This window comes from Corynebacterium epidermidicanis, from assembly GCF_001021025.1.
GTDB lineage: Bacteria > Actinomycetota > Actinomycetes > Mycobacteriales > Mycobacteriaceae > Corynebacterium > Corynebacterium epidermidicanis.
The window spans coordinates 143999-159486 of record NZ_CP011541.1 but is presented as its reverse complement, the minus strand read 5'-3'; the positions used below and the strand labels follow the sequence as shown (position 1 = coordinate 159486).

At 60.2% G+C, this 15488-nt stretch carries 16 protein-coding genes; 8 read left to right on the top strand and 8 right to left on the bottom strand.

The genetic code is table 11. The features are described from left to right. Positions 1-67 precede the first annotated feature (67 nt). The gene (locus CEPID_RS00775) at positions 68-1117 is read left to right on the top strand and encodes an AbrB family transcriptional regulator (protein ID WP_201775205.1); all 1050 of its coding nucleotides are present in this window, start codon (positions 68-70) and stop codon (positions 1115-1117) included. On the opposite strand, the gene CEPID_RS00770 is transcribed toward CEPID_RS00775, so the two are convergent. Both CEPID_RS00770 and CEPID_RS00765 read right to left on the bottom strand, forming a co-directional pair. Further along, a complete protein-coding gene (locus tag CEPID_RS00770; protein WP_047239344.1) occupies positions 1097-1729 on the bottom strand; it encodes a DedA family protein in 633 nt (210 codons plus the stop codon). The genes CEPID_RS00775 and CEPID_RS00770 overlap by 21 nt on opposite strands. A gap of 82 nt (positions 1730-1811) precedes the next feature. Further along, positions 1812-3446 (bottom strand): DUF885 domain-containing protein, encoded by a 1635-nt coding sequence (locus CEPID_RS00765; protein WP_047239343.1) that lies wholly within the window; start codon positions 3444-3446, stop codon positions 1812-1814. Between the two features lie 233 nt (positions 3447-3679). On the opposite strand from CEPID_RS00765, the gene CEPID_RS00760 reads away from it, so the two are divergent. Then, a complete protein-coding gene (locus CEPID_RS00760; protein WP_047239342.1) occupies positions 3680-4651 on the top strand; it encodes a MarR family transcriptional regulator in 972 nt (323 codons plus the stop codon). Here the strand turns inward: CEPID_RS00760 and CEPID_RS00755 are convergent. The 3 genes from CEPID_RS00755 to amn all read right to left on the bottom strand — a co-directional run bounded on the left by CEPID_RS00755 (position 4648) and on the right by amn (position 7155). Beyond that, a complete protein-coding gene (locus CEPID_RS00755; RefSeq protein WP_047239341.1) occupies positions 4648-5139 on the bottom strand; it encodes a gamma carbonic anhydrase family protein in 492 nt (163 codons plus the stop codon). The two genes, CEPID_RS00760 and CEPID_RS00755, sit on opposite strands and share 4 nt — an antisense overlap. After that, positions 5132-5728: an HAD family hydrolase gene (locus CEPID_RS00750; RefSeq protein ID WP_047239340.1), complete on the bottom strand. Its 597-nt coding sequence runs from the start codon at positions 5726-5728 to the stop codon at positions 5132-5134. Before CEPID_RS00750 ends, CEPID_RS00755 begins: the two co-directional genes overlap by 8 nt. A 95-nt stretch (positions 5729-5823) precedes the next feature. Then, positions 5824-7155, bottom strand: a complete 1332-nt coding sequence (gene amn / locus CEPID_RS00745) for an AMP nucleosidase (protein ID WP_047239339.1) — start codon at positions 7153-7155, stop codon at positions 5824-5826. Between the two features lie 121 nt (positions 7156-7276). Here amn and CEPID_RS00740 point away from each other — a divergent pair, with 121 nt between their 5' ends. The 3 genes from CEPID_RS00740 (at position 7277) to CEPID_RS00730 (ending at position 10008) form a co-directional block, all read left to right on the top strand. Further along, positions 7277-7798 (top strand): hypothetical protein, encoded by a 522-nt coding sequence (locus tag CEPID_RS00740; protein ID WP_047239338.1) that lies wholly within the window; start codon positions 7277-7279, stop codon positions 7796-7798. Positions 7799-7942: 144 nt separating this feature from the next. Further along, positions 7943-8719 carry a MetQ/NlpA family ABC transporter substrate-binding protein gene (locus CEPID_RS00735; RefSeq protein WP_144413400.1) on the top strand — a complete coding sequence of 259 codons (777 nt, stop codon included), beginning with the start codon at positions 7943-7945 and terminating at the stop codon, positions 8717-8719. A 251-nt stretch (positions 8720-8970) separates the two neighbouring features. Then, complete coding sequence (locus tag CEPID_RS00730) at positions 8971-10008, top strand: alpha/beta hydrolase (protein ID WP_083984312.1); 1038 nt, start codon at positions 8971-8973, stop codon at positions 10006-10008. A gap of 241 nt (positions 10009-10249) precedes the next feature. On the opposite strand, the gene rfbA is transcribed toward CEPID_RS00730, so the two are convergent. From rfbA to rfbB, 3 genes are read right to left on the bottom strand one after another with little or no spacing between them, the layout of a single operon-like run. After that, positions 10250-11110 carry a glucose-1-phosphate thymidylyltransferase RfbA gene (gene rfbA / locus CEPID_RS00725; RefSeq protein ID WP_047239335.1) on the bottom strand — a complete coding sequence of 287 codons (861 nt, stop codon included), beginning with the start codon at positions 11108-11110 and terminating at the stop codon, positions 10250-10252. After that, entirely contained in the window at positions 11110-11940 is an 831-nt protein-coding gene (rfbD, locus tag CEPID_RS00720; protein ID WP_158408000.1) for a dTDP-4-dehydrorhamnose reductase, read from the bottom strand. The genes rfbA and rfbD overlap by 1 nt, the downstream gene beginning before the upstream one ends. Next, entirely contained in the window at positions 11937-12941 is a 1005-nt protein-coding gene (gene rfbB / locus CEPID_RS00715; RefSeq protein ID WP_047239333.1) for a dTDP-glucose 4,6-dehydratase, read from the bottom strand. Before rfbB ends, rfbD begins: the two co-directional genes overlap by 4 nt. A gap of 401 nt (positions 12942-13342) precedes the next feature. On the opposite strand from rfbB, the gene CEPID_RS00710 reads away from it, so the two are divergent. The 3 genes from CEPID_RS00710 (at position 13343) to wecB (ending at position 15360) form a co-directional block, all read left to right on the top strand. After that, positions 13343-13681: a hypothetical protein gene (locus tag CEPID_RS00710; RefSeq protein ID WP_047239332.1), complete on the top strand. Its 339-nt coding sequence runs from the start codon at positions 13343-13345 to the stop codon at positions 13679-13681. 46 nt (positions 13682-13727) lie between these two features. Next, positions 13728-14051, top strand: coding sequence for a hypothetical protein (locus CEPID_RS00705; protein ID WP_047239331.1), 324 nt, complete (start codon positions 13728-13730; stop codon positions 14049-14051). Positions 14052-14211: 160 nt separating this feature from the next. Further along, positions 14212-15360: a non-hydrolyzing UDP-N-acetylglucosamine 2-epimerase gene (gene wecB, locus CEPID_RS00700; protein ID WP_047239330.1), complete on the top strand. Its 1149-nt coding sequence runs from the start codon at positions 14212-14214 to the stop codon at positions 15358-15360. Positions 15361-15488: the final 128 nt, after the last annotated feature.

The following is a 15488-nucleotide window of genomic DNA, read 5'->3' as shown; positions in this document are numbered from 1 at the left end:
GGCGTATGCTCCTTAGTCGTTCTTCATTAACCAACTAGTAAGTATAGGTCTTTAAGGGGTGTGTTTCGTGAGGTCTACATCCGTTATTCGGTGGCTGGTCGTGGTGCCAGTAACGGCCATCCTGGGCGCACTCTTTAGTTGGTTGCACGTGCCTGCCGCGTGGATTTTGGCGGCGATTGTCGCCTCGGCGGGGTGTGCGATTTACACCGAGGAAGAATTGCATGTCCATCCGTTGGTGGGCAATGTCGCACGCTCAATGATCGCTATTTTGGCGGCCGCACCGATCATTGCTGCGGATCCCCACCAGCTCCTGCATTTTATTGTGCCTGGTCTGATCGTTGCCGCTCTGACCATTGGCATCGGTTTGGCTGGTGGCCTTATCTTGGCCCGCTCTTCGGCGGAGATTTCCCCGGAGACGGGCATCACCTCGATGTTGCCGGGTGGCGCGTCGTTGATGCCGGTCATTGCCCAGGAGGTGGGCGCGGACTTCCGCTATGTCACCCTCACTCAGTACCTGCGTGTGCTGTGTGTGGCGATTTCTTTGCCGCTGCTCGTGCCGTTGATGGATGTCCCCTCAGGCGGGGTAGAGCACCCAGCCGTCTTCCACTCGTGGCAGGGCTATCTCACGTTGATCGCGATCATCATCGTGGGCGAACCGCTCGGCAAGTTGCTGCGGATCCCGTCGCCGTCGATCCTCGGCCCGATGATCTTGACGATCCTCGCCGCCCAGTTCTTCTCGCACCCGTCCGCCCTCGCGCTGCCGCCGGAGGCGAAGCTGGTGGCGTTCGCCTCGATCGGTTGGGCTGCTGGTGGCGCTCTTTCGACCACCGCTCTGAAGATGTTCACCAAGCGGTTGCCCGCCACGTTCGTTTTCATCGGTGTACTGATGTCTAGCTGCGCACTGTTCGCCGTCCCGCTCCACTTGTGGCTGGGCACCTCTTATTTCGAGGCATACCTCGGCACCACCCCGGGTGGCCTGGAAACGGTGCTGGCGCTTGCCGACGAGTTCGGCGCCGGCCCTTCTGTCGCAGCGCTACAGGTCATCCGCCTAATTTCGATCGTGTTGGTCGCCAGCTACCTGCCATCGATCGTGCGGCTATTGACGCGGCGCCGTTGAGCGTCGATAAATGCGCCGTATCAGCCCCTGGGCTAGCAGTGGCACGAATGCCAGTGCCACTGCGCCTACGAAAATTTCGTTGACGTGCTCGCGGATGAACTCGACCCCGCCTAGCCAATGTCCCACGCCAGGGACGATCACGGCCCACACTGCTCCGCCCAGGACGTTGTAGGTGTTAAACACCTTCAGTGGCATTTCGCTCACCCCGGCTAGCACCGGCACCAAGGTGCGGACGAAGGGCACGAACCGGCCGAGCAGCACCGCTTTTGCGCCGTGTTTGGCAAAGAACTCCTCAGCTTTGTGGACTCGGTCGTCGCCCATGCGCTGTACCGACTTGCTCCGCATGATCATCGGCCCGGTTTTGTACCCGATGTACCAGCCGAGTTGGTTGCCGACGACCGCGGTCACAAATACCACCAGCATGACCGCCCACAAGGGCGCGAAAGGTTCGGCGGCAGCGGAGTACATGCCTGCGGTGAACAGCAGGGAATCGCCAGGCAGGAAGAAGCCTACGAGCAATCCAGTTTCGGCAAAGACGATTGTCCCTAGGCCGAGTAGGCCGAAATCGCCAAGTATGCCCTGGACGTCCAGCAGCTGCCGCAAAAGGTCCATGAGCGCCCCAGTCAACGAATTAAGTCAATGTATCGATTCAGCTTACTCCGGTGGCTGGGGTCGGCATAAAAACGCCAATCTTTTAGCCGCGTAGCACTTCTTCGCGGAGGATGTGCATTGGGATGGATCCCAACGCCAGCGCGCGCGCATGGAAGTCTTGCACGGACTGGCCTGCGGAGACCGCCTCGTTGCGCAAGTCTTGCCAGAGCCGCTGACCAAGCGCGTAGGACGGGGCCTGTCCGGGCCAGCCGAGGTAGCGGTTGAGCTCGAAGTCGAGGGAGGTATCGGACATCGCGCTGTTTTCGCGCAGGAAGTTGCGGGCGAAGGAGGCGTCCCAGGTGGAGATACCGTCTGGCACGGTTTTCCCGAGGTGCACGCCGATGTCGAGGACGACGCGCGCTGCGCGGAGACGCTGGGCGTCGAGGAAGCCCATGCGGAAGCCGGGGTCGTCGAGGTAGCCGAGGTCGCGCATGAGGGATTCCGCGTAGAGGGCCCAGCCTTCGCCATGTCCGGAGTTCCAGCAGGCTGCGCGTCGCCACAGGTTGAGTGGCGCGAGCAGAGCCGCACCGATCTGTAGGTGATGCCCAGGCACTCCTTCGTGGTAGACGGTGGTGAGTTCCTGCCAGGTATGAAAGGTGTCTTCACCTGCGGGAACAGACCACCACATGCGTCCCGGGCGGCTGAAGTCATCGGTGGGGGCGGTGTAGAACACACCTCCGGTGCCGGAAGGGTCGATGCGGCATTCGATGGTGCGGATTTGCTCGGGGATGTTGAATTCACTCTCCCCGAGCTCCTTTACGGCACGATCGGCTTGTTCTTGCATCCATTTCTGCAGCTCATCGGTGCCGTGGATGGTGTAGCGGGGGTCGGCGTTGAGGCGTCCCATGGCATCGCCGACGGTGACCCCGGTGCCGTAGAGCTCGGCGGCGAGTTTTTGTTGTTCGGCTCGGATTTCACCGAGCTGGTCGAGGCCCCATTCATAAGCTTCGTCCAGGTCAACACGGGTTCCTACCCACTGGTGGGAGAAGCGCTCGTAGCGTTCGCGGCCGACGGCGTCGACAAGCGGTGCATTGGGGGCGAGGTGTTCGGAAAGCCAGTTGGCGGTCTCGCTGAACGCGCGCTTGGCGGCGGTGACTTCCGTGCCGGCGATGCCGAGGGTGTCCAGCATGGAGTGGGCGCCGGCCAGCTGGTTACATTCGGTGATGAGGAGTTCGACTTGCCGCAAGGCTGCGACCCGGCCTTGTGCGGTGGCCAGGGCGAGTGATTCGCGGTAGCCAGCGAGCGCGTGTGGCACCTTGGACATGCGGGCGCGGAGGGTGTCGGTGCCTGGTTCCATTTGCGCGAAGGTGTCGCGGATGGTCTGCACTGGCGAGGCCAGGTTATTGAGCAGGCCGTAGTATTCGCTGGTGTGGTGGAGGTCCAGCTGTAGGCAGAGCCGGTCGCGCAGGACGCGCGCGGTGGTGCGGTCTACGTCGTCGAAGTCGTCTTCGTCGTCGTTGCAGTCGGTGCAGTCGTCGAAGGCGTCGACATCTGCCAACATGTCGCGGCTACGGTCGGCGAGCGCGTCCCAATAGGCCGGGGAAAAGTCTTCAAGTTCGTGGTCGTGGCCTTCGATGCCCCAGGCGGTGGCGTCGGTTGGGGTCAGCGCTGCGAGGTCATGCACGAAGGCGTCGCAGGTGGCGTCGAGTAGCGAGGGCTGGCGCGGCTGGACAGTCATGGTGGACTAGTCTAGCCCTTTTCGCCGCGAACCCAAGCCGGGGCTTATCGACGCCCTGTTCCCGACCAGCCCGAACTCGCTAGCTTTCTTTTAGCAATCCCGCAGTTTAGGCCGGACCATGGCGCTGACGTGGGCAAACTTCCCTGGCATTTGTTTCCCGTAGTCAAAAACACTCCGGGTATTGAGGCGAGCAATCGGGGCTAATCATGCACAGTTCGGTAAGATTATTGGACATGCAAACTGCTTTTCACCAGATTTTTGAGAAGCCGACTACCCCGGCTGCTCAGGTGCTTTATCATATTCGCCAGTCGCCGAGGATCGGCCGTGGCGAGCTGGTGACGGCCACGGGGCTCTCGCAGCCGACCATTACTCGCGCGGTCATTGCGCTGACCACTGCGGGATTGCTGCAGGAACGTCGTGATTTGATCAATACCACTCGCCCTGGTCGGCCAGTGGTTCCGCTGGAATTAACAACCTGGCCAGGGCTGTTGATCGGCATCGCCGTTGATGTCGATGACTGCATTATTGGTTGTTATGACTTCCGGGGTCGCCTGTTGCGCGAGGTGCATGTCGCGGAGGCGGCGCCTGAACACCCGGTCAGCGATGTACTCGAGTACATTATGGCTGCGATTCACCGCATCAAGGGTGAGGTCCCGATGCCGCTGCGGAGCATTTCCCTCGGCGTTGCTAGCCCACATTGGACGGATTTGTCCTGGATCAAGCATCGTTTGGAGTTTGAGTTCAGCGTGCCTGCTATCGCTGCGAATGCGGCCGCGTCGATCGCTATTGCGGAGGTGCAGCAGAATCGGAACCAGGCTAATGTCTTCGTGCTTTTTGATGAAAACAGTACGTCAGCTGCCTGGATTACCGAAAACGCCATCATTTCCACCTCCGAGATCCGCACGGTAGACGAATGGCTGCGTTACATCATTAACGGCCCACGCCCTTCCAGCGTGTTGTTTTCGGGGACTGGCTTTTCCGATCCGCAGGTACGCACCCGCATCCGCTCGCTCCTCAATACTGAGCTAGGTACTGAGGTGCAGCTTCGGGTAACCCGCCCCGAATTGGAAACCTTGCGCACGATTTCCGCTGCGTTGGCGATGAGTCCGCTGCAGGCAGATCCACTCAAGTTGGCCCGGGAGGCCAGTCGCGCCAGCAACCGTGCCGCCAAGAGCAGCGTCGCGAGCGAGAAAAGCAGCCGCTAGTTTTGGTGCTCTTTCGATAGCGCTACGTACTTCGCGGCGTGGGAGATGAACTCCCGTTCGTTGTCGCGTTTGACCTTCGCGGGAATCCCCGCGGCAAGCGTGCGCTCTGGGATTGTTTGTCCTTCCAGCACGATCGCACCGGCAGCGATCAGGGATCCTTCCCCAATGACGCTGCGGCTCAGCAGCGCGGACTTCATCCCGACGAGGGTGCCGTTGCCTACCATGGCGCCGTGGACCAGCGCCATGTGGCCGACCGTGACGTCGTCGCCAAGCGTGCAGGGTGCGTCCGCATCGACGTGGAGGACGCTGCCGTCCTGGATGTTGGTGCGCGCGCCGATGGTGATCTTGTTGACGTCCGCGCGGATCACCACATTGTACCAGATGCTGGCGTCGGGTCCGATCTCGACATCGCCGATGATGACGGCGTTGGGCGCGACGAACGCCGTGGGGTGGATTTTGGGTGCTTTGCCGTTGAATTCTTTAATCATTGTCTACAACTTTCCGCAGGTCATTGATGTCTTTGAAGAGGTGCGCCTTGAGCCCGGCGCGCTCGGCCGCCGCAACATTGGCAGGGTTGTCGTCGAAGAAGTGGGTCTGCGCTGCCTGCGTGCCAAGCAGCTCTAGCGCCAGCTCGTAGGCCCGCACGCTGGGCTTTTCGACGCCCATCTCCCCGGACATCGCCACGGCATCAAACTCGCTCAGCCAGGTGTGCTTTGCTTTCACTGCTTCGCCCAGCCCGATGGGGATATTGGAGAGCAGTCCCACGCGGTGCCCGGCGCGTGTGAGTTCGAGGACGTAATCGATCATTTCTTGATCGGGTTCGAGCCAGCCATCGAAGTCGACGCGTCGTGCTGCTTCGTAGTCGAAGGGTTCAAGTTTGAGTTCTTTTTGCATGGCTGCCCAGTATGCTTCGTCGCTTAGGGTGCCGGCGTCGTAGCCGGGGCGCAGGCGCCAGTAGGGTTCCCACATTTCTGGGCCGGATCCGATCGTGCGCTCTAGGTTCGCTAGCGCTTGCGGGGATTGGGTGCGCAGCAGGACCCCGTAGAGGTCAAAGAGGAGGTTGAGTTTTTGCTTCATGGGGCTAAGCATAGGTGCGAGTTAGCGCTCCCGTCGGTGGTTTCACCGCTGACTTGTCGCCAGGCCAGCAAGGCAGTCCTCGAGGCCCGGATGGGTTAACGGAAGGGCACTTCGCCGATGGTGCGGCGCAGTTTGCGGGTGCGCAGCCGGGCTGGGTCGAGCGCGAGTTGTTCCACCGCATGCACTGCGCACATGACGTGGGCTTCTTTGGAGGACGAGTAAAACGCGCGTGCTCCCGCGGGTAGTTTCGGTACATCATGTAGGGGCAGGTCAGAGACGGAAAGTAGGGTGCCGTAGGGGACGCGGTAGCGGTAGCCGTTGGCGGCGAGTGCGGCGGATTCCATGTCTACGGCGATCGCCGTGGATCCGCGGAGGGATTCCCAGAGTTCGCGTGGGGTGTGCCATTCCCAGTTGCGGTCGGCGGTGGACAGGACGGTGCCGGTGCGCATGAGTGACATGTCGCCGCCGTAGATTTCGTGGACGGCGGCGGTCAGGGCGATTTGTACCTCGGGGATGGCGGGGATCGGGACGTCGAGGCCGACGCGCCCGTCGAGAAGCGAGTCGCGGCGCTGGTAGGCGTTGCCGAGGATGAGGTCGCCGATGCGCATGCGGCCGTCGAGGCCAGCGCAGTGTCCGATCATGACCCAGCATTCGGGGCGCAGGACCGCGAGGCAGTCGGTGATGGTTTTGGCGTTGGATGGGCCGACGCCGATATTGATCATGGTGATGCCGTCGCCGGCTGCGGTGCACAAGTCGATGCGTGGCATCTGCACGCCTGCGGGCGAGGAGGACACGGAGACGTAGCGTCCACCCGCTGCCTCAGCAAAGCGAAGGAATTCTGCCATGTGCATGTCGTAGTTCGTGAAGAGGATGAACTTTTGCACGCCTTCGACTTCGAGCCCGGTGTAGTGCTCGATGCGCTTGCAGGCGATGTCGAAGCGCTGGGCGGTGAAATGAAAAAGTGGCAGTTCGTCGCCGTGGAATGCATCCCATTCGCCGTCGATAATTGCGTCGTCTACGGCATCGAGCGAGGGCTGCGGGAAGGCGGTGTCGCGGCCGAGGGTGGGGGCGTCGTCGATGTAGGCGGGCGGGATTTGTTCGGTGGAGGGGCCGACCCAGATTGTGCACGGGTAGTTCGCGGTGAGGCGCGCGATCATTTCGACGAGGTAGGTGCGCATCAGACGCGGGCGCGAGAGGGTCGCGGCGTAGCGCCCTGCCTTATCGACGTACGCGAACGGCTCCGTACGATCAATCGGCCGCCACTGCTCGACATCAATCACGAGGCGCGGGTAGACCACTTCCTCGTAGCCCTCGGGCGTGCCCTGTTCGAGCAGGTCGAGCGCTTTGGCGATGGCTTCGTCATACAGCCGGATGAGTTCGTCGACGGCTTTGTCGGCAGATTCGCAGTGCACGAGGTTGGGCTCCATGGCAGCCAGCCTAGCCAGAGTCGGGTACGCGCGCCGAGGTTATGCAACGCTTCAGTCACGATCCCCTGTCAGTTCCCGGATTTCGTGGCGCACCACTCAAAGATGTGCCATATTGGGCGACATGACTTCTAAGCGTTTCCACCGTGCCTTTGCTACTGTCGCCCTCACCTCCGGCCTCGTCGCTGCCCCTGCGGTCGCGAATGCGGACCAGGTCGATCAGGTTCTCGCGGCCCTGCCAGCTGGCCCTATTTCCTGCGAGCAAGCCACCAAGTACTGGACTAACGAAGCCGATTACAACGATAAGGTCGCGAAGGCCAACCTCCTCGCGATGGTCGATTCGCGCGGCCCGCAGATCCGCGACGCCCTCGCGCGTGTCGACGAAGCCGCGAATCGCTGTGGCCTCAAGGGTGGCGGTGACGCTGCGCCAGCACCGGCTCCTGCCCCAGCTGATGGTGGCCAGGCCGATGCCGGTGCAGCTCCGGCCCCTGCCCCAGAAGCCCCTGCGGGCCCAGCTCCGATTGTGTCTTCTGCCCCTGGCTTGCCGACCGTCACGTTCGCACTGCCTGGCGGCCAGTCCATCGTGCTGCCGAACGTGCAGCAGATCATCAAGGATTTCCTGGCCCAGTACGGCATCCGCATCTAAGCACTAAAGCACACCTACCACCTGCCGATCCCCGCTGAGCTGGTATTATTGCTGTGACAGAATTTCTTGGCCCGCGGGAGGATCAGCGTGCACGTTAGCGGATACCCCCGTCGCTGGGTCCTTAGTTTTGTCACAGTTGTGTGCTTGGCTTTTGCCCTGTGCGCCTGCAGCGGCCCCTCCGGCAAGAAGCTGCTGAGAATCTCCACCTCCTTGGGTCCTTATTCGGTGATGTTCCAGGAGGCCGTGGCCCCGGAGCTGCGACGAATGGGCTACGACATCAAGTACGTCCATAAGCCCGAGCTTGTCGACGCCGCACTCGCGCTGGCCAACAAAGAAGTCGACTTAAACGTCGAGCAAAATTCGCGATTCACCACCTCTTTTAATGAGCAGCACGGCACGAAGCTGATTAATATCCAGCCGATCCCGTCCATCGAGGTGGGCCTGTATTCCAGCATCCATTCTCACCTTGATCAGGTGCAGCCAGGGCAAAGCGTCGCAGTTCCGGACTTCCCAGGTAACCGCGCCCGAACGCTGAAGCTGCTCGAGCAAGCCGGCTGGATCAAGTTCAACCCGGTTGTGTCCGCCGAGGACGTCACCGCCGCAGACGTGGTGTACAACCCCTACGACCTCAAGATCAAAACGATTCCGCCTACCACGCTTATTAACAGCGTGAAGGATTACGACTGGGTGGTTTTACCTGGCTCCCTCGCGTTCCCCGCTGGCATGAGCCCAGATCAGCGCCTGCTAGGCGAGACCCTAGCCCCAGAGTTTCTCATCCAAGTCACGGTGCGCGAGGGGGATCGAAACACCGGGTGGGCTACTGCCGTCACACGCACGTACCAATCTAAGAGTTTTGAACGTTATCTCCAGGCCCGAAACACTGACGAGCGCTGGGTCTCCCCCCAAATCCGTGCTACTTGACGAACCAGCCAAGGCACCGTAATCCACTGTCTCCAATTCAGCCACTTTTAGCCGAAAAATGACAGAACCAAAGACACCAGAATGCATCCCAGCCAAGCAGCACCAAGCAGCGCCTAGCAAGTCGAACCCAGCTAGCCATTCACCCCGTCCGCAACCCAGCAAGCGGGAAAACCGCACCTTGCTGGGTGACACCTAAAATTTTGTTGGTCGATTAACTTGCGCAGGCAAAAATAAATAATATGCTTTAGTGCATGCGCCTAAAACACTCCAGTCACTCGTTTAACACGAGTCACATCCGCAACATGCTGTTGGCCCTGCTCGTGGCCGTAGCAACGATTTTCGCTGCTGCCCCTGCTGCCCACGCCGACGGTCGAGACTGGCTACGGCCCGGCTGCACCTGGGCACCACAAGGCCACTGGATCCAGGCATGCGAGGTCTGGTCCCCGGCGCACAACCGGAACATGCTCGTGTTCATCCAGGCCGCAACCAACGGCGGCAACGGCGGCCTCTACCTGCTGGACGGCGCACAGGTCGGCGAACGCGACTCCAACTGGGCGTCCGTGTCCACTGCCCCGGCCACGTTTGAAAACGACAACATCACCCTCGTCATGCCCGCCGGAGGCGCAGGCGAGTTCTACGCAGACTGGGGTGGCGTTGCCAATGACTTCATGTCTTCCGGCCAGGAACGCCCTATGTGGGAAACCTTCCTCGCCTACGAGCTCCCGGGCTACCTGCAGCAGCACTTCGGAGTGGATCCGCACCGCAACGCCATCGCCGGCGTATCGATGGGCGCAATCCCTGCCCTCACCCTCTCCGCGCATCACCCAGACCAGTTCCGCCAGGCCCACGCCCTTTCTGGCTTCATCGACCCCGCGATGGCCACCCACGTGGGCATGATCGCTGGCTTCTCCATCGCCTCCCTGCTGCACTCCGGCAAGTTCCTGTGGGAGTGGTTCACCATTAACCCTCTCGAGTTCCCCGGCCGCATCCTGCACGCTGACCCAGTGGCCAACGTGCACAAGCTTCGCGACGGCGGCGTGGACGTCCACGTCTGGTCCGGAAACAGCCACCCCGGCGCCGGCGAATCCTACCCAGGCTGGCTGGGCGCTGACGCGATCTCCATCCACGGCGAAACCCTGATCACCTTGTCCACCAACTCCTTCACGGACAAGGCCCGCCACCAGGGCCTCAACGTCCACCGCCACTACGGCGCTGGCCTGCACACTTGGCAGCCGTGGGGCCGCTACATGGCCGACCACAAGGGCGACGTCCTTTGGGCGATCGGTTAGTTTCTACCTCTCTGCTCCCGGAAACCTCCCCAGGTTTCCGGGATTTTCTTTTGCTTCCCCACCCCACGCCAGGAAATTGTGTGCTTCTCCCGATCAAGCATCCTGGGGTTTTAAGACCAATCCCGCCATTACAAGCACACAATTTCCGCACGCACCGCCCACCCCAGGCAGCACCGCCCACCCCAGGCAGCACCGCGTGCCCCAAGCAGCACCGCCCGCCCCAGGCAGCGCCGCGAAAAATCTACCCCGCGGCCTCCACAAGGAACCGGCCGTATCCGGACTTCATTAGCGGCGAAGCCAGCTCCAGCAAAGAAGCACGCGAGATGAATCCCTCCCGGTACGCGGCAATCTCTGGCGAGCCGATGGCGATGCCGGTGCGTTTTTGCATCACTTCTACGTAGGCGGCAGCTTCGGACATGGAGTCGATGGTGCCGGTGTCCAGCCAGACATCGCCACGCTGCAGGCGTTCCACCCGGAGGTCGCCACGCTGCAGATAGGCCTCGTTGACTGCGGTGATTTCGAGTTCGCCCCGCGCAGACGGCTTGATCCCTCGAGCGATGGAGACGACGTCATTTGAGTAGAAGTACAGGCCCACCACCGCGTAGTTCGAACGAGGCCGCACGGGCTTTTCCTCGATCGATTCGGCCCGCCCGTCAGCGCCAAAGGAAACGATTCCGTATCGGGAGGGGTCGGAGACTTGGTAGGCGAATACTGTCCCGCCTTCGCCGTGCGTGCAGGAGCGTAGTGAGGCGCCCAGCGCGTGGCCGTCGAAGATGTTGTCTCCCAAAACCAAAGCAACGGGAGAATCCCCAATAAACTCTTGGCCGATCAGGAACGCCTGCGCGAGTCCCTCCGGGCGCGGTTGCTCCGCGTAAGACAGAGATAGGCCCCATTGCGAGCCGTCGCCAAGCAACCGCTGGAACGCGAAGCTGTCCTCGGGCGTGGTGATCACCAGGATCTCGCGGATGCCCGCTTGGATGAGGGTGGTGAGCGGGTAGTAGATCATGGGTTTGTCGTAGATCGGCATCAGCTGTTTGGAGATGCCTTTCGTGATCGGGTACAGGCGCGTGCCCGAGCCGCCCGCCAAGATGATGCCTTTCATCATGCCTCCCGCTGCTTATCGACGTATTCGCTCAAGGCTACCCTCCAGTCGCGCGGTGAAATGCCCGCGGCGCGAATCTTTCGCAGGTCAAAGGTGGAGTGTGTCGGCCGGGCGGCTATGCCGGATCGCCCGGCGTAGTACTCGGCGGTGCTTACGCGCGTGATGGGCAACAGCTCGTTGGCGATGTCGGCCCAGCTCACTACGTCTCCAGAGTTGGAGAAGTGGTAGATGCCGGGTTCTGCATGGCGATCCACCAATTCCACCAATGCGGCGGCGAGGTCATCGGCAAAGGTGAGGCGGCCAAATTGGTCGTCCACCACCGACGGCGTAATTCCGCGCGAGCGCAACCCCAGCATGGTGCGCACGAAGTTGGCGCCGTCGCCTACCACCCAGCTGGTGCGCACTACGTACGCGTTGGGGCAGGCGGCGAGCACGGCCAGTTCACCGGCGGCTTTGGAGGCTCCGTACACGTTCAGCGGCGCCACCGGCTCGTCCTCCGCGTGCTCCGCGACTAGGCCGGAGAAGACGTAGTCGGTGGAAATATGCACCAGCGGCACATCATGTGCAGCACATGCCCGTGCGAGCAAGGCGGGACCAGTGGCGTTGACGGCCCACGCCTGCTCCACCTCGGCTTCTGCGCAATCCACTGCGGTGTAGGCGGCGCAGTTGATCACTGCGGAGAGCGAGGACCAGGGCAGGGCTGCCACTGCGTCGGAAGATGTAATGTCCAGCTCGTGACGCCCCAGCCCTAAGGCTCGCGTGCCCAGCAGGGTCATGAGCGCCCGGCCAAGCTGTCCGTTCGCACCGGTAATAAGCACGCGGCCGGTCATTGTCCGCGCTCCGCGCATTTTGCTTCCACTGCGTCTTTGAGAGGGCGCCACCAGGCTTCGTTGTCGCGGTACCATTCGATCGTTTCCGCGAGGCCGCGCCGCATTCCATCGTCGGCGGAGGTGAACCGGGGTTCCCAGCCGAGTTCCTGGCGGAGTTTGGTGGAGTTCATGGCGTAGCGCATGTCGTGCCCGGGCCGGTCGGCGACGTGTTCAAAGGCGTTTTCGTCCAGGCCCATCAGCGTGCAGATGAGGCGGATGACCTGGAGGTTGTTTACGTGGTCGTTGTCGGCGCCAATAATATAGGTCTCCCCAAGTCGGCCTCGTTCCAGGATGAGGTTGATGGCGTCGTTGTGGTCGTCCACGTGGATCCAGTCTCGAACTTGCAGCCCGGTGCCGTAGAGCTTAGGTGTCCGCCCGTCCAAAATGTTGGTGATTTGCCGGGGAATGAACTTCTCGATGTGCTGGTAGGGGCCGTAGTTGTTGGAGCAGTTGGAGATCGTGGCGCGCAGCCCGAAGGAGCGCACCCAGGCGCGCACCAGGTGATCGGAGGCGGCTTTGGTCGCTGAGTAGGGCGAGGATGGGTTGTATGGCGTGGTTTCGGTGAAGCGATTCGGGTCATCGAGGGCGAGGTCACCGAAGACCTCGTCGGTGGACACATGGTGGAAGCGTTTGCCGGTCCGTCGCACCGCTTCTAGCAGGGTGAAGGTGCCCATCACGTTGGTGTCTACGAAGGGGCGCGGGTTGTCTAAGGAGTTATCGTTGTGCGACTCTGCGGCGAAGTGCACCACTGCGTCCGCCTTATCGACGAGCCCCTGCACTAGGCCCGCATCGCAGATGTCCCCCACCACCAGCTCGGCGTCCACTCCTGCGAGGTTTGTGGCATTTCCGGCGTAGGTGAGCTTATCGAGCACCATAATTTCAGTACCCGGCTGCGTCTCAAGCGTGCGACGCACATAGTTCGCCCCAATAAATCCGGCACCGCCAGTCACCAACAACTCCATGCCATTAGATTCTAGCGGCAGCCCAAACCTCCCCGCCTGCCCCACCTGGCACATCTGCTACTTTCTTCACCACCCCCACTTGAGGGAAAAGTTACAACAACGTGGTTTTTATTAGGTTCTATTAAGTTTCTAAAAGTCGATTTCTGCAGGTGTAACACCCAAATCCAAAGCCAACTGGTAAAACCCAATAAATCGGCCGGTTTTATTCATGTTTTGAGGAACTTAGAAATGTACTGATTAGTCCGCCGTGGAGTACACTGGGAGATTCCCGTGGGAGTTTTTGACTGGTTCACTACGACGAATCACCAAAGTTCCCATAGAATGCTCCTTTGAAGGTTGTCGAACACGGCAGCCGAAGGTGCAAAAGCACATAACCCAAACCTCAAGTGAAGGATTTCTTCATGCGTAAGTTCCGTAATGCCGCTCTTGCTGGCGCTACCGCCGTTGCACTTACCTTCGGCGCTACCTCCGTTGCAAACGCTACCCTGTCTTCCGAGATCGGTGCAGCCTGGAATGCAGACCAGCCTGTTAACGGCCGCGACGTATTCGGCTCCACCACCCTCGAAGTTGGCGAGCAGGGCACCCTCGAAGATGGCACCGAGTACACCTTCCCAGAGTGGGCTGGCAACATGCGTGCCATCACCTACGCTGGCATCGCCATTGCATCCCTGGCAGCTATCGCAGCTCCTGTGTACAACTTCATCGCGTACAACAACATCCTCCCACTCCCTAAGTTCTAAGAGAACCTCTCACTCATACGGCCCTTAGGGGTTGAAAGGATTTACAATGCGTAACTTCAAGAACATCGCTGTTGCTTCCGCAACCGCTATCGCACTGACCATCTCTGGCTCCGCTGTTGCTCACGCTGGCGACGTCAACGTTCCTGAGAAGGTTGCTACCTCCTCCGGTTCTTCCGTATTCGGCGACTGGCTGAACGCTGACAAGGACAGCACCGGCGAAGTCATCTTCGGCGAGAACAAGGACAAGGTTGAAGCTCCTGCATGGGGCGAAGCATGGGTCGGTGGCCTCTGGGCTCTCGGTGCCATCACCGTTGCCGGCATCATCAACGCTGCTTTTAACTGGGCAAAGCACGAGGGCTTCATCATCTAATTGATGACCTTCACTAGGCGCATTGCCTAGAGAAAACTTAAGTGGGCACTCATTTTGAGTTGCCCACTTTTTCTATGCCCTAAGCCACTTGACCGGCAAATTATACACTGCAGGCATATAATTAATTAATCCCCTTTTATCAACGTCAACGAGGTTTTGCATGTCTACGCCTAAGGTAATGACCGTATACGGCACCCGCCCAGAAGCAGTTAAAGTCGCCCCAGTCATCAAGGCACTAGAGGCCGACGACCGATTCGTTTCAGTAGCCGTCACCACCGGACAACACCGCGAGATGTTGGACCAGGTAAACGCTCAATTCGGCATTACCCCACAGCACGATCTTTCCATCATGCGCCCCGGTCAAACGCTTAACAGCATTGTTGCGCGAGCCATTGAAGGGCTAGACAAAATCATCGAGGAAGAACAACCAGATGTAATCATCTCCCAAGGCGATACCTCCACCGCCATGGCAGCCGCAATCGCTGGTTTTAACCGAGGTGTGAAGATTGTGCATCTCGAAGCCGGTCTTCGCACGGGCAACATTCTGTCCCCATTTCCGGAAGAAGCTAATCGACGCCTTATCGGCCAGGTCGCAGCACTGCACCTGGCACCAACCGAGGAATCGAAGCGCAACCTGCAGCGTGAGGATTTCCGCTCCGCTGACATTGTGGTCTCGGGCAACACGGTTATCGACGCCCTGCTGGTCGCATCCAGCTGGGATACGACCTTCAGCGATCAACGGCTTCAGTCGGCAGCAGACTCTGATTCGAAGGTCGTCCTGTTTACGACTCACCGTCGCGAGAGCCTGCATGCCATGGCTAATATCGGCCGCGCAATGGCTCGTTTGGCCGACGCTTACCCTGATACCATTTTCGTGCTCCCAGCCCATTTGAACCCAAAGGTTCGCGATGCCGTGTTCCCAGAGATCGAAGGGCATGACAACATCATCGTCACTGATCCGCTGCCGTACAATGAGTTCACCAAGTTGATGTCTCGTGCACACCTGGTACTCACCGACTCCGGCGGAGTTCAAGAGGAAGCCCCTGCACTTGGCAAGCCAGTTCTAGTCATGCGCGAGAATACGGAACGCCCAGAAGCTGTCACCGCTGGCACCGTGCGCCTAATAGGTACCGACGAGGATCGCATCGTCTCCGAAGCAACCGTGCTCCTGGATCAACCAGCTGTCTATGAAGCGATGGCGAACGCCGTGAACCCATACGGTGATGGCAAGGCAGCTCAACGTTCTGTTGCTGCTATTGCCGAGCTGCTAGGCAAAGGGTCTAGGCTACCAGATTTCAGCACTGAATAGGTTTCAGGTTTTACCGAGTGCGCAGAGATGCAAATCTGTCGCTGAAAAACTCTGCGAGTACCAATTTTGCGAAAATTCAGCGTAATATTTTTCAACTAAGAATCTCAACATTTGGAACCACAATATAA

What these genes read in the sequence shown, in the direction of transcription:
- CEPID_RS00770 (WP_047239344.1), bottom strand. Translation starts at nt 1,729, where the DNA reads ATGGACCTTTTGCGGCAGCTGCTGGACGTCCAGGGCATACTTGGCGAT.
- CEPID_RS00765 (WP_047239343.1), bottom strand. Translation starts at nt 3,446, where the DNA reads ATGACTGTCCAGCCGCGCCAGCCCTCGCTACTCGACGCCACCTGCGAC.
- CEPID_RS00760 (WP_047239342.1), top strand. Translation starts at nt 3,680, where the DNA reads ATGCAAACTGCTTTTCACCAGATTTTTGAGAAGCCGACTACCCCGGCT.
- CEPID_RS00755 (WP_047239341.1), bottom strand. Translation starts at nt 5,139, where the DNA reads ATGATTAAAGAATTCAACGGCAAAGCACCCAAAATCCACCCCACGGCG.
- CEPID_RS00750 (WP_047239340.1), bottom strand. Translation starts at nt 5,728, where the DNA reads ATGAAGCAAAAACTCAACCTCCTCTTTGACCTCTACGGGGTCCTGCTG.
- amn (WP_047239339.1), bottom strand. Translation starts at nt 7,155, where the DNA reads ATGGAGCCCAACCTCGTGCACTGCGAATCTGCCGACAAAGCCGTCGAC.
- CEPID_RS00740 (WP_047239338.1), top strand. Translation starts at nt 7,277, where the DNA reads ATGACTTCTAAGCGTTTCCACCGTGCCTTTGCTACTGTCGCCCTCACC.
- CEPID_RS00730 (WP_083984312.1), top strand. Translation starts at nt 8,971, where the DNA reads ATGCGCCTAAAACACTCCAGTCACTCGTTTAACACGAGTCACATCCGC.
- rfbA (WP_047239335.1), bottom strand. Translation starts at nt 11,110, where the DNA reads ATGAAAGGCATCATCTTGGCGGGCGGCTCGGGCACGCGCCTGTACCCG.
- rfbD (WP_158408000.1), bottom strand. Translation starts at nt 11,940, where the DNA reads ATGACCGGCCGCGTGCTTATTACCGGTGCGAACGGACAGCTTGGCCGG.
- rfbB (WP_047239333.1), bottom strand. Translation starts at nt 12,941, where the DNA reads ATGGAGTTGTTGGTGACTGGCGGTGCCGGATTTATTGGGGCGAACTAT.
- CEPID_RS00710 (WP_047239332.1), top strand. Translation starts at nt 13,343, where the DNA reads ATGCGTAAGTTCCGTAATGCCGCTCTTGCTGGCGCTACCGCCGTTGCA.
- CEPID_RS00705 (WP_047239331.1), top strand. Translation starts at nt 13,728, where the DNA reads ATGCGTAACTTCAAGAACATCGCTGTTGCTTCCGCAACCGCTATCGCA.
- wecB (WP_047239330.1), top strand. Translation starts at nt 14,212, where the DNA reads ATGTCTACGCCTAAGGTAATGACCGTATACGGCACCCGCCCAGAAGCA.